Genomic DNA, 12,371 nt, shown 5'->3' with positions numbered 1-12,371 from the left:
GGCCTCCCCAAACGGGTCTCATGAAAGCCGGGGCCTGAATGCAGGAACTATACGGATTTCAACTGGCCTATCAACGTGTTGAGCGTGTCGGACAACCGTGCCAACTCATTTACGGCAACAGACGACTGCTGCATGGTCTCCGCAGTCTCTTCCGCAATCCGGTTGACCTCCTCGGTGTTGTGGTTGATCTGCTCGCTGACCGAGGACTGCTCTTCGCTTGCCGTGGCAATGGCCCGGACCTGATCGGCCGTGGAGTCCACAATGCCCCGGATGCTGTGCAACGCGGTTCCGGCTTCCTCTGCATAGTCTATGCTTTTGCTGATAAGACCCGAGGCCTCGTTCATATTTGTAATGGCCGCTGCCGCACCGGTCTGGATGGAGGAAACAGACTGCCCCACTTCCTTGGTTGCGGTCATGGTCTTTTCCGCCAGTTTGCGGACCTCGTCCGCCACAACGGCAAAGCCGCGTCCGGCATCGCCCGCCCGGGCAGCCTCGATGGCCGCGTTCAGGGCCAGAAGATTGGTCTGGTCTGCTATATCCGTAATGACCGTCATTATCTGCCCGATATCTTCGGCCTGTCGCCCCAGGGTATTCAGGCTTTCGCCCATAACGCCGGCAGTGGAGCTCACCTTGCCGATGCTGTCGATAACACTCGATACAACGGTTCCGCCGCTTTCCGCTTCCTGGCGGGCCTGGTCTGCACTGGCTGCGGCCTGCGAAGCGTTCCGGGCCACCTCAAGCACCGACGAGTTCATCTGCTCCATGGCCGTTGCCGCTTCGGTGGTGCGGTCGCGCTGGGTGGTCGCCCCGTGCGCTGCCTGCTCCACCTGGACGGAAAACTCCTGGGTTGTGGAAGTGATCTGAACAACCACATCCTCCAATGTCTGGGCCGCCTGCAACACCCCGTCGCGCCGCGCCCGTTCCGCCGCAGCCCTGGCCTCCTCGGCCTCGCGCATGGCCTGTTCCGCCTCGCGGCTCTTATCCTCGGCCTCGCGGGATTTGACTTCCGCGGTATCGATAACGCTCACCAGCTCGTCCACCATCTTCCGGATGCTCTCATACAGGGTAAGCAGCTCCCCGCTGAAGAACCGGGATTCGGGCAGCGCCTTGAAATCCCCACCGGCAACGGCCTCCGCAGACTTTACCAGCAGGTTGATGGGCCGCACGAACGACTGCGACAGCAGCCAGGCGCCGCCCAGCAGCAAAAGCCCCAGCCCCGCGCCTATCAATAAGATGGTCTGCACCATGTCGCGTGATTCCTCCATCATCTCGGAGCTGTCGATAATGTAGGCCAGCTTCCAACCGGTGCCCTTGGACGTCACCACGGAAACCATCTTGTCCACGCCGTCCATGCTGGTGGCAAACGATCCCTGCTTGGCTTTTGCTATGTCCGCAAGCGCCTTCAGCCCGGTATCCTCCGCCTTTTGGAAATTCAGGTCCGGGTGGTGCGGCTCGCACAGAAGGGTGCCGTCGCCCTGCATGAGCACGACATACCCGGTGCGCCCCAGCCGGATACGGGAAATAACGTCCGTAAGCGTGGAAAGGTTGATGTCCACGCCGACCACCCCGATGGTCTTGCCAGCCCCATCCCGAACCTCCGAGGTGACGCAGCTGACGGCATTGCCCGTGGTGGACATGTAGGCCTTGGAAAGAATGGCTCCCTTGCGGGAGGAAAGGGTGTCCTTATACCAGGGCCGGGCTCGAGGATCGAATTCTCCGGGCAGTTCGTCCTGCGGGCACATGCAGAATCCGCCGTCTTCCATCCCTATGAACACCGTGGCGTAGTTGGAATGGGTTTTGACCATCTCCTCGAAGTGGTGGAACAGGGCGTGCTCGGCCTCCCCCATGGGAAACGGAGGTTTGTGCTGTCTTTGGCCGGAACCGAAAAACGTGTTCAGCCTGCCCTGAACCGCCCGGCTTTCCTCCATGGCTGCCAGGTAGCGCGCGTTGTCCGTTCCTTCCGTCAGGAACTCCTGAATGAACGCCTCGATACGCTGGAGTTGCGCCACGGAGTTCTGCCGGAACGACGCCCGGGACGATTCCGTGACCTGCATGAAGACCACGACGGAGACACTCCCTATGGCAAGAAAAATAGCGCCAAGAAAGGCGATGATGAGCTTGGTCCGAAGAGAAAGGGACATGGGAACCTCCAGATTTGCAAGTACAGTGCATTGCGAGTTCTTCTTCAGCTCTTCCGGATACCAAGCACACCGCATGCCAAAATATGGCAATCTTATTCCGCCTATTCTCTATAGAAACGTCTTTTTTCCGCTCCATCTCACAAAAAACATCTCCCTGCCCCCCTCTTGGCTGCAATTCCCCCATTGAAATTGTCGAATGTCGGACATTTCGTCCGATTACCGACATTTTCCATTCCGCCCAGGCCCCTGCTTTTCGGGTGGTTTCTTCAGATTAAATGTCGGATTCCGGCCATTCTCTTTTCTTCCCCAAACAAGAAATACGTATAACATACTGAAATATTTACTCTTGCAGCATGGCTCGCTTCTTGTAGTCCGGAAACCAGCAGGGCGAGGAAAACCAGCAAGGCTCCTCATACGAGCGAGCAAAAGGAGTTATGCATGAAATTTTCACGCACCGTCATGGCGATAGACTCCCACACCATGGGAGAACCAACCCGCATCGTCATCGGGGGCATCCCCAATGTGCCGGGAAAGACTATGGCGGAGAAGAAATCCTACCTGGAAAACAACATGGACTACATAAGAACATCGTTGATGTGTGAGCCCCGCGGGCACAGAGACATGTTCGGTTCCATCCTCACCAATGCCATCACTCCCGACGCAGACTACGGCATCGTCTTCATGGACGGCGGCGGATACCTCAACATGTGCGGACACGGCTCCATAGGCGCGGTAACCGCGGCCATTGAAACCGGCATCATCCCCATTACCGAACCCGTCACAAAGGTGAAGTTCGACGCTCCAGCGGGTGTGATCAACGCACGGGCCCAGATAGAAAACCGAGTGGTCCAGTCCGTCACCATCAGAAACGTTCCCGCCTTTTTGTACGATCCGGACGTACGGATCGATGTTCCGGGAATAGGTCCGATTGTCATGGACATCTCCTTTGGCGGCAGCTTCTTTGCCATTGTGAACGCCAGGCAGCTTTCCCTGAAGATCAGCCCGGAAAATTCCGGCCGCTTCATCGAAGCGGGCATGGATATCCTGGAAGCCGCCAATGCCAAGCTTTCCATCCAGCACCCGGAACTCCCCCACATCAAGACCATCGACCTGGTGGAATTCTATGATGCGCCGGAAGACCCGGAATCCGACTGCAAGAACGTCGTCATCTTCGGCAACGGGCAGGCGGACAGGTCTCCCTGCGGTACGGGCACCTGCGCCAAGATGGCCACCCTGTACACCAAGAACAAGCTGCCCCTGCACCAAAAGTTCACGCAGGAAAGCATCATCGGCACCAAGTTCACCGGCATGCTCCTCGAAGAGACCAAGGTGGGCGACTTCGATGCCGTCATCCCGGAAATCACCGGCTCCGCCTATATCACAGGATTCAACACCTTTGTGATCGACCCTGACGATCCCCTACGCTTTGGTTTTGCCATTTAACGGCGGCACAGCAGCATTCACATCAACTGAAGAGGCGAACATGCAAGAATTTATGCTCCCCATACTTCAAAGCGCACTCGGAATCTTCACCCTCTCTTTCGCCTGGGTCTTTGGCAGAGACATTGTCACGCACAAGGAAAGGATGGCCAATGCCACAAGCTGGACAGCCTTCGGCGCGGTAGGCATGCTCGTCAACTTTTTCGATACGCTGGGCATTGGAAGCTTTGCTCCCACCACCGCACTGTTCAAATTCGGCAAAATGATGCCAGACAGAATCATCCCCGGCACGCTCAACGTGTCCATGACCATCCCCGTCATTGTGGAGGCATACGTCTTCACCACCATCATCAAGGTCGATCCAATAACCCTGTGCTCCATGATCGCGGCATCCGTAGTCGGCGCGGTGCTTGGCGCGGGCATTGTCTCGCATCTTCCGGAAAAGAAGATCCAGCTGGGCATGGGCGGGGCCCTGTTCATCGTGGCCATAACCTTCATCGTCGGTCTGCTGGGACTTATGCCCGTGGGCGGCGAGGCCATAGGCCTTACCGGAACGGCTCTGATCATCGGCGTGGCGGGCAACCTTGTTCTCGGCGCACTCATGACCATCGGCATCGGGCTGTATGCCCCGTGCATGGCCCTTGTGTACGCCCTGGGCATGAGCCCCCGGGTCGCCTTCCCCATCATGATGTCCTCCTGCGCATTCCTCATGCCCGCAGCCGGAATGAAGTTCATCAAGGAGCAGGCCTATGACATGAAGTCGTCCATCATGATTACCATATCAGGTGTCATCGGCGTGTTTATCGCCGCCTATCTTGTGAAGGAACTTCCGCTGACCATTCTGAAGTGGCTCGTGGTGGCCATCATTCTCTACACATCGGCCACCATGATCCGCTCCGCCCTGAAAAAAGAAAAGTAACCCATCGGATCCCTGGTCCGGCAACGCGTTCCCCCCTCTCCACCCACGTTGCCGGACCACCGACCGAAACGCTTCTTCCGCCCTTCCGTGCAGCGGGGCCTGTATTCCCCGGCTGCAAGCAGGACGCTGGGATTGCGCCACGGCCCCGACGATCAGATCTGAGCACCTTTTACCCAAAGGAAGAACCATGCGACTGAGTCGTTACTACGCCCCCACGCTGAAAGAGTCCCCTGCCGAGGCCGAAGTCGTCAGCCACAAACTGCTTCTGCGTGCCGGCATGATCCGCAAACTTACTGCCGGAATATATACCTACCTGCCCCTCGGCTTGCGGGCCATCAACAAATTCTCCCGCATCGTACGCGAGGAAATGGACCGGGCAGGCGCCCTGGAAACCCTTATGCCTGCGGTACAGCCCGGCGACCTGTGGAAGGAATCGGGCCGTTGGGAACACTACGGCAAGGAGCTCCTGCGCTTCACCGACCGTCACGACCGGGAATCGTGCCTGGGCCCCACGCACGAAGAAGTAGTAACGGACCTCGTCCGCCACGAAATCCGCTCCTACCGCCAGCTGCCCATAAATCTCTTCCAGATACAGACCAAATTCCGTGATGAAATCCGCCCCCGCTTCGGCCTGATGCGCGGCCGGGAATTCATTATGAAGGACGGCTATTCCTTCGATACCGGCGACTCTGGCGCCGACGCCAGCTACATGTCCATGTACAATGCCTACAACAGCATCTTCGAGCGGGTCGGGCTCAAGTTCAAGTCTGTTTCCGCGGACTCCGGCTCCATTGGCGGGTCGTTCTCCCACGAATTCATGGTGCTGGCCGATACCGGCGAGGACACCATTGTAACCTGCCCGGACTGCACCTATGCGGCCAACCTGGAAAAGGCCGAGACCGCCTGCCCCAGGCCCGTCTCCACCTCCGGCAATGCCGCGGCCGCATCTGGCCCAAACGATTTGGATGATTCGGGCGATTCACCGCAACACACCATCAAGACCGAACTCTACGTGGCGGACAACGCCATGGTGGCCGTGTTCCTCCGCCAGGACAGGCAGTGCAATGAGGTGAAGCTGAAAAACTTCCTGGGGGCCGTCGATGTCCGTCCTGCCACGCCCGAGGAAGAGGAAAAGGCGCACCGCGACAGGCAGAACGGTTCCACCGGCAAGGTGGTGGACAAATATCTTGCCGACCACGAACTGCTGGGTATCTCGGACTGGATTGCCGAAGACGACGCCCTGGCCGAACGTCTGCACCATGCGGACATGGACAGAAACGCCCGCATCGACGCCTTTGCGGATCTTCGCCAGGCCTGTCCAGGAGACGCCTGCCCCCAATGCGGCGCGCCGCTCGTCTTTACCAGGGGCATAGAGGTGGGGCACATCTTCAAACTCGGCCTCAAATATTCCAAGGCCATGAACGCCACCTTCCTGGACGAAAACGGGGAACAGCAATTCATGTGCATGGGCTGCTACGGCATCGGCATTTCCCGTGTCATCGCGGCCAGCATTGAACAGAATAACGATGATGCGGGCATCATCTTCCCACCAGCCATCGCACCGTTCGAGGTCATGCTCATCAACCTGAATCCGCACGACGAAGAAGTCACCAAAGTGGCCGACTTCCTGTACGAGACTTTGCGCAAACAGGGAACGGACGTTCTGTACGACGACCGTGACGAACGTCCGGGCGTAAAGTTCAACGATGCCGACCTGATGGGATTTCCCATGCAGGTCACCCTGGGCAGAAAGGGGATGGATGGCGGCATGGTGGAGACGAAAAACCGCCGCACCGGGGAAAAGGGAAGACTGTCTCTGGACAACTTTGCCGGAGAATTCTCGGCCTGGCGCGACTCCGTCTGGCAGGATTGGGGATTGAAGCAGCCGTAGGACAGGGCGTGCAGCGCCCTGTTCCTATCGAACAGCTGTCCGCTCATCGGACAAAGGCCCCGCCCTTCCTGCAACAAAGGGCGGGGCCGATTTGTATCCGGCAACCGAAAATGATGCTCCCCTGTCCTGCGCCCCGCCAGCAAGGCGGGAGAAACACCCGACTAACGCAGAATGAGAAGGGAGGAAAAGGAGTGGTTCACCAAAGAGGCCACCCTATGGCCCGGCAAAAGCCGTTGCAGCGGAGATTTGTGGGTAAGCCACAAGGCCATGAGGTCGTTCTTTCCGCCCGCCTCGATGAACGCATCCAGGGAATCCTGTTCCACCACCCGCAACAGCGCCTTGATGCCCCGTTCCAGATAATAGTCGAGCACCTCGCCCATCTTGGCCTCGACTTCGTCCTTGAGTTCGCCGTGCTTCAGCACGCCCACGATTTCCAGGTCCGCACCGTACAGGGTTACGCACTGGTTGATGAGCTCCAGGGATTCCTGCGTCACATGGGCATGGTCCAGGCAGCAGACCACCTTGGACGGAGCCATGTTCTCGCGGATGATAAAGACGGAGCAGTCCACGGCATCGGCAACCTTGCCCGGAACGTCCGAGCCGCGCCCCCAGCCCCCCTCGTGATGGCTGCATCCCAAAATGACCAGATCGCTCCCCGCGGCCTGGGCCTCGGCCGTAATTGCCTTTACCGGGTTGCCCTTGCGCACCCGCAAACGAAACGACTTGCGTCCGGAGGCGTCTTCTTCCAGCGCTTCGCTGTTTCCGTCTTCAACGGGTTGGGGCGTCTGCCCGTAAATTTGCACATCCGGCCCCAGGGTTTCCAGAAAATCGGCATGGTAGCGGCGCAGCATGCGGATTTTCGGATGCGCCTGCTCCTTGTCCAGTTCTTCCTCGGCCACGTAGCTGCGTTTCTTTTCCACGGCCAGCATAACCACATCCGGCCAGGTATTGGCGGCAAGGCTGGCGGCCTGGTCCACCGCATAGCGGCTGTAGGCGTGTTCATCAACGGCGACGAGCAATTTCATCGAACTTCTCCCTTGGCTCGGTTACCAGCAGATAAGTATGGGACAAGGCACAAGACCGAGCACCTCGGTCAGGGGCGACTTGCGGTTGGACTTGCGGTCCATATGGGCAATCAGCATCCCATAATCCTGCAATGCCTGGCCCGCGGTATCCGGTGCGCCGAGCAACGAAAACACCCTGGTCGGCGTATAGCCCCGCTCCCGGAGCAGACGTTTGCCTTCGTCCAGCAGTTCTTCCGGATGCGGGGTCCGGTGCAGATCGTCCATGGCATATGCGCACAGGTCGAAATCCACGGACGTGTCCGTAAAAAAGCGGCAGAACTGGGACACCACAAATTCCACGTCCGTCTTCTCGTCCAGCAGCAGGCCCAGCCGGTTCGACTGGATCATGTTGCGGACCAGCAGCACCGGGCACGGCATCTGTCTGTAGAGCTTGCTCCGCAACCGTTTGCGGAATTCCCCGGTATTGAAATTGACCAGCTCCCCTTCCACGAAAAGATCGTGTCCCCCCACACGCAATTCCTCAAGAATCCCATCCTCCCGGGACCCCACGCGGATAATCGGATGGGGAAGAATGAAGCAATCCAGCTTCTCGCTGCTCAGGATGCGCCGGACCTCCTCCAGTCCTGCCTGGCGCAACCCGGACTCCCAGGATTTACGTATCCATCCTGTTTCCGAGGAGTGCGGCTTGTGGTCCGGTTCCTCTATATGGATGGGCTGTACCCCGATGCCGAGCATTTCGGCCTTCTGGCACAGGTATCGCAGGGCGACATTGGACGCCAACGTCATTTCCACGGGGACAAGGGCCTTCAACATCTCCATGGACGCACCTCGCTTGTGTTTTTGGAATTTACTTACGAGCCGTTACGGATATGCTCTTCGGCCTTTCTGATGACTTCCTGGATTTCCCCAAGCTTGAACGGCTTGGCCAGAAAGTCGAACACGCCTTGGCGCATGGATTCCTTGGCGGTGTCCATGGTGGCGAATCCCGTAATGACAATAACCTCTGTGGACGGCGAGCGCTTCTTCACTTCCGCAAGAAACTGCATGCCGTCTATCCCCTCCATTTTCAGGTCGGTCACGACAATGTCGAAATCCCGCTCCTGAATCCTGACCATGGCTTTCGCGCTCTCGTAAAAGCTCTCAACCTCGTAACCCATCTTTTCCAGTGCGGGCTGAAGCCGTTTGCTGACGATGGGTTCGTCGTCAAGGATGAGAATGCTCGTCTTTGCCGAGGTGGTCATATCGCAATCCTCCAGTAACTGATGTGATGTTCCGCAGGGTTTGCGGTGCAACGGCATCGCACCTGCGGAAGGATCGCTTTGCCGGAAGTTTCGGCTTCCGGCCCGCCGTGCCGCCAGCGGCACGGCTTTTCAGGTAACTCAAGGCGAATGCATGCCAGGGGCAGCACATCCACCGTCTTATCGTTGTGCGGGAGATACCCGCACTGCTAAGTGTTTACCGCCGCGTCGGCGATACCTACAAATTCCTCGCAATGCTCGTTGATCGTGTCTTCGTTCACCATGGCCACGTCCAGCTGCCGGGTATAGGCAACCAGGATGCCGAGAATCAGCATCAGCCGATTGACGTCGCGGGCCATCCAGCCCTTGGCTCTGGCAACAACCAGGTCGTCCTGAAGCGTAACGGAAAAATCAAAGGTCTTCAGTACCTGCGAGAGAAACCTGGCCCGCCGGGAACGCCGGGTCGCCCCGGTTACCCCGCCTGCAAAACGGAACTGCACGCTGTTCTTGGCGCCGTCCTCGCTGCCGCCGTAGCAATCGATCATGGTAAAATGGTAGCCCAGCCGCAGGCTCAGGTGCAGGTAACGGTCCGAAATAACGGCCAGATTCTGCCCTATGCGGTTGGCCCCGGCCACGTCCGCGGAAAAGGTGCGCGTCATGCTGGACATGAAGCTGGAAAAATCCACGGGCACGGGTGTGGACTGCCACACTCCCGGCAGGGTCACGCCTTCTATGAAGGCGCGCAGCGCACCGGACTTCACCTGCTCCAGCTCTACCGTGCGGCGTGTCCTCATGCCCTGCAGCCCGCCTGCGCATTCCGGAGCCAGCCCGCCGCCGATATCCAGAACCACCAGATCCATGGGCACCTTCAAAGCCAGCCGTCCGCCGGGGCAGGCCTCGCCGGATATGCGGGCATTGGGAATGTCCATGAGGATTTCAACGGCCTTTTCATGGATAAACCGGGCAATGTCGTGCAGGGTCCGGCATCCCTGGGGTGTGAAATCCGGGGATTCGGGGTCGAAAAGATACAGCGGCTCGATGAGCTTGAGCATCCGCCGCAGCAGCCGGTACTCATAGGTGTCGTCAATGCGGTCGCACATGAAGTCGTGCAGCCGCAGTTCCTTGACCATGCCCTGGTAAACGGTCTTCTGCTCGGCATCCAGGGTGACCATTTCCCCTTCCTGCAACACCATGGTCGCCCGGCTGGCATTGAGCAGGGTCGGGACGTGGAACTCCCTGGCAATGGTCGCCATGTGGCCCAAAGGAGAGCCGATATCCGTAACCACACCGGCTGCGCGGTGCAGAACGGCGGCGTACTGCGGGGAGGAAAGGTGGGCCACCAGAACCGCCCCATCCGGAAAGTCCTCCAGATCGCGCCCTTCCCAGGCCACGAAAGCCGGTCCCGCCCCCACGCCCTGCTGGGCCACGTCCCCCTCGCCGCTGAGCAGTACCGGATAGTTCTTGAGCGCGTCGCTCAAATCCATGGACTCAGATTCGGCGCATGCGTCGATACGCAAGGGGCGGGTCTGGAGAATGACCAGCGTGCCGTCCTCGTCAAAGGCGAACTCCATGTCCTGGGGCTTTTTGAAATAGCGTTCCAGCCGCATGGCCGTGTGGGCCAGCAGCTGAATGTCCTGCTCGGTCAGGCTGGGCGCGGTGCGCAGTTCCTCGTCCACGGGCAGCATGCCCACGGAACCGCCGTTCTTGGGCCGCTGGGCCTCGGCCTTGTCCACCACTGTCTTTTCCAAAAGAGTGTGGCCGGCATTGCGCGAAACAATAAAGCGGTCCACGGCCACCTTGCCCGAAACAACCGGGGAGCCTAGTCCCCAGGTGGAGGCTATTTCCATGCAGTTCCGGCCGGGGTCCATGGGCGAAAGGCTGTAGGCCACGCCGCTGCTCCTGGCCCGGACCATGGTCTGCACGGAAACGGCCATGAAGACTTCGCTGGGTTTGTAGTCGTACTCCCTGCGGTATTCCATGGCGCGCGGGGAAAAAGTACTGGCCAGCACCTTCTTGTAGGCGTCGTGCACGTCCACGGGCGGCACGTTGAGAAAACTGTCGTACTGCCCGGCAAAGGAAAGATCGCCGTCTTCGCCCCAGGCGCTGCTGCGCACGGCAAGCCGCAGTTCCTTGCCGTCCTCTCCATGTGGCCCGCGTGGCCCACGGCGCAATGCCTCCATCTCCCGGTTCATGCCACGACGCACACGGGGAGGAATGGTTCCGCCAAGGATCAACGCGCGGATTTTTCCGGACGCTTCCTTGGCGCTCAGCAGGCCGGAACGCCATTCCTTTTCATAGCCGTCGATCACCTCGGCCAGATTGTTGTGCTCCATGAAGGCACGATAGGCGGCAGTGGTAACGGCAAAGCCTCTGGGTACTTCCACCTTGGATGCGGAGGCGATGATGCCGAGCTTGGTATTCTTGGCCCCCACCGCGTCCATGTCGCGCAGGCCGATCTTTTCAAACGGAATGGCCATGACGTCGGGCAGCACAGGATGCCGTTCCAGCTCGCCTTTCAGCTTTTCGCGGATATCGCGGAAGCTGGCGTACAGCTCCGGGTATCTTCCGGGAGCCATGGCGTCGAATGCGTCGATGAGTTCGCGCACCGTTTCCAGAACGTGCGTCTCCGAACTGCGCAGGTATTGCAGGTCGAAGATGTACCCGCCCCCAAGCTTGGAATGCATGGACGCGATGATGGTCAGGGTGCGGTTGTTCAACTCCAACACACTCTGAAACTGCCTGAACAGTGAAGCCAGGGAACGGCGTTCCCTCCGCCGCATCGTCAGCAGCTTGTCGTGAAGATAGTCGAGCAGCCTGTTCATCGGCAAACCTCTTGCCCGGGGCCGCAGGTGCGGCCCCGGCATGTAATCAATTCGCGCTTAATGCGCGCCTCATGGATATTCCGGGGCGCTTAATGCGCGCCTCATGGATATTCCGGGACGCTTAATGCGCGTCTCATGGATATTGGGGGGCGCTTAATGCGCGCCCCCGTGCTCCCTAAAGAGCAGGCTCATTCCCAATCCGGCCAAAATGGCGATGATAACGGCAGCTATACCATACAGCAGAGAATGATCGAACGCGAACTCCGAAAGCATGGCAGGCAGGCCTGTCAGCTTGGTGTGCAGTTCCTGCGTTGTCCTGCCCACCACCTTGCCGTCCTGAATTGCCAGGACTTCCACCGTGTAGATGCCCTGGTGCATGGCGGAAGGAATGGAGAGCGAGGCGGAAAATGGCCGCTGTCCGTTTTCGTCGGCCTTGTAATGAACCACGCCCTTTTCAATCTCGTAAAAGCCGTCGCGCTCCATGAGCTTGATGAACTCGTTAAAGATCAGGTCGTCGGTTTCGCCCTTGATGGACTGGAATCCAAGGTCGGAATGTTCCCAATCGATTTTACCCGCACCGTCCGTTCCCACCAGGAAAACATCGGATACGTTTTCCAACTCCACGGTCCGCAGGTTCATCCACAGCAGGCCGAAAGCCTTGCCCTTCACCTTGAAGGCCGCCTTGCTGGGCTCGCCCAGCAGACGGATGACCGCGGACGCGCCTTCCGGCACCGTGCCGGTGATGTCCACCGTGGCACCGTTGAAGTTGGTTCCGATGGCCACCAGGTTGGGCCGGATGGTCATGGTGGGTTCCGCCGCCCGCACCGCGGGTACGCTGGCACAGAGCAGCAGGGCCGCAACAAGGAGCATGCACAGGGAAAGTGTCTTATTCATG

General features: G+C 59.0%; 9 protein-coding genes. 3 read left to right on the top strand and 6 right to left on the bottom strand.

The features are described from left to right. Positions 1–47 precede the first annotated feature (47 nt). On the bottom strand, positions 48–2,141 hold the full coding sequence (locus ACI0FJ_RS15575) for a methyl-accepting chemotaxis protein (RefSeq protein ID WP_424304820.1): 2,094 nt from the start codon (positions 2,139–2,141) through the stop codon (positions 48–50). Between the two features lie 438 nt (positions 2,142–2,579). On the opposite strand from ACI0FJ_RS15575, the gene ACI0FJ_RS15570 reads away from it, so the two are divergent. The 3 genes from ACI0FJ_RS15570 to ACI0FJ_RS15560 all read left to right on the top strand — a co-directional run bounded on the left by ACI0FJ_RS15570 (position 2,580) and on the right by ACI0FJ_RS15560 (position 6,391). After that, positions 2,580–3,584: a proline racemase gene (locus ACI0FJ_RS15570; RefSeq protein WP_424304818.1), complete on the top strand. Its 1,005-nt coding sequence runs from the start codon at positions 2,580–2,582 to the stop codon at positions 3,582–3,584. A 40-nt stretch (positions 3,585–3,624) separates the two neighbouring features. Next, positions 3,625–4,500: a TSUP family transporter gene (locus ACI0FJ_RS15565; protein WP_424304816.1), complete on the top strand. Its 876-nt coding sequence runs from the start codon at positions 3,625–3,627 to the stop codon at positions 4,498–4,500. A 187-nt stretch (positions 4,501–4,687) separates the two neighbouring features. Then, positions 4,688–6,391, top strand: coding sequence for a proline--tRNA ligase (locus ACI0FJ_RS15560; protein ID WP_424304814.1), 1,704 nt, complete (start codon positions 4,688–4,690; stop codon positions 6,389–6,391). Between the two features lie 161 nt (positions 6,392–6,552). On the opposite strand, the gene ACI0FJ_RS15555 is transcribed toward ACI0FJ_RS15560, so the two are convergent. The 5 genes from ACI0FJ_RS15555 to ACI0FJ_RS15535 all read right to left on the bottom strand — a co-directional run bounded on the left by ACI0FJ_RS15555 (position 6,553) and on the right by ACI0FJ_RS15535 (position 12,370). Then, entirely contained in the window at positions 6,553–7,416 is an 864-nt protein-coding gene (locus ACI0FJ_RS15555; RefSeq protein WP_424304812.1) for a universal stress protein, read from the bottom strand. 21 nt (positions 7,417–7,437) lie between these two features. Then, the gene (locus ACI0FJ_RS15550) at positions 7,438–8,235 is read right to left on the bottom strand and encodes a universal stress protein (RefSeq protein WP_424304810.1); all 798 of its coding nucleotides are present in this window, start codon (positions 8,233–8,235) and stop codon (positions 7,438–7,440) included. Between the two features lie 32 nt (positions 8,236–8,267). Beyond that, positions 8,268–8,657, bottom strand: coding sequence for a response regulator (locus ACI0FJ_RS15545; RefSeq protein ID WP_424304808.1), 390 nt, complete (start codon positions 8,655–8,657; stop codon positions 8,268–8,270). A 206-nt stretch (positions 8,658–8,863) separates the two neighbouring features. Next, the gene (locus ACI0FJ_RS15540; protein ID WP_424304807.1) at positions 8,864–11,476 is read right to left on the bottom strand and encodes a PEP/pyruvate-binding domain-containing protein; all 2,613 of its coding nucleotides are present in this window, start codon (positions 11,474–11,476) and stop codon (positions 8,864–8,866) included. 153 nt (positions 11,477–11,629) lie between these two features. Beyond that, positions 11,630–12,370: a TIGR02186 family protein gene (locus ACI0FJ_RS15535; RefSeq protein WP_424304806.1), complete on the bottom strand. Its 741-nt coding sequence runs from the start codon at positions 12,368–12,370 to the stop codon at positions 11,630–11,632. Position 12,371: the final 1 nt, after the last annotated feature.

Source organism: Desulfovibrio sp. 7SRBS1 (genome assembly GCF_049723905.1).
Classification (GTDB): domain Bacteria; phylum Desulfobacterota; class Desulfovibrionia; order Desulfovibrionales; family Desulfovibrionaceae.
This window is presented reverse-complemented; position numbering and strand designations above follow the sequence as displayed.

Excerpts from the sequence above, each read along its gene's own strand:
- ACI0FJ_RS15575 (WP_424304820.1), bottom strand. The coding sequence starts at position 2,141 with ATGTCCCTTTCTCTTCGGACCAAGCTCATCATCGCCTTTCTTGGCGCT.
- ACI0FJ_RS15570 (WP_424304818.1), top strand. The coding sequence starts at position 2,580 with ATGAAATTTTCACGCACCGTCATGGCGATAGACTCCCACACCATGGGA.
- ACI0FJ_RS15565 (WP_424304816.1), top strand. The coding sequence starts at position 3,625 with ATGCAAGAATTTATGCTCCCCATACTTCAAAGCGCACTCGGAATCTTC.
- ACI0FJ_RS15560 (WP_424304814.1), top strand. The coding sequence starts at position 4,688 with ATGCGACTGAGTCGTTACTACGCCCCCACGCTGAAAGAGTCCCCTGCC.
- ACI0FJ_RS15555 (WP_424304812.1), bottom strand. The coding sequence starts at position 7,416 with ATGAAATTGCTCGTCGCCGTTGATGAACACGCCTACAGCCGCTATGCG.
- ACI0FJ_RS15550 (WP_424304810.1), bottom strand. The coding sequence starts at position 8,235 with ATGGAGATGTTGAAGGCCCTTGTCCCCGTGGAAATGACGTTGGCGTCC.
- ACI0FJ_RS15545 (WP_424304808.1), bottom strand. The coding sequence starts at position 8,657 with ATGACCACCTCGGCAAAGACGAGCATTCTCATCCTTGACGACGAACCC.
- ACI0FJ_RS15540 (WP_424304807.1), bottom strand. The coding sequence starts at position 11,476 with ATGAACAGGCTGCTCGACTATCTTCACGACAAGCTGCTGACGATGCGG.
- ACI0FJ_RS15535 (WP_424304806.1), bottom strand. The coding sequence starts at position 12,370 with ATGAATAAGACACTTTCCCTGTGCATGCTCCTTGTTGCGGCCCTGCTG.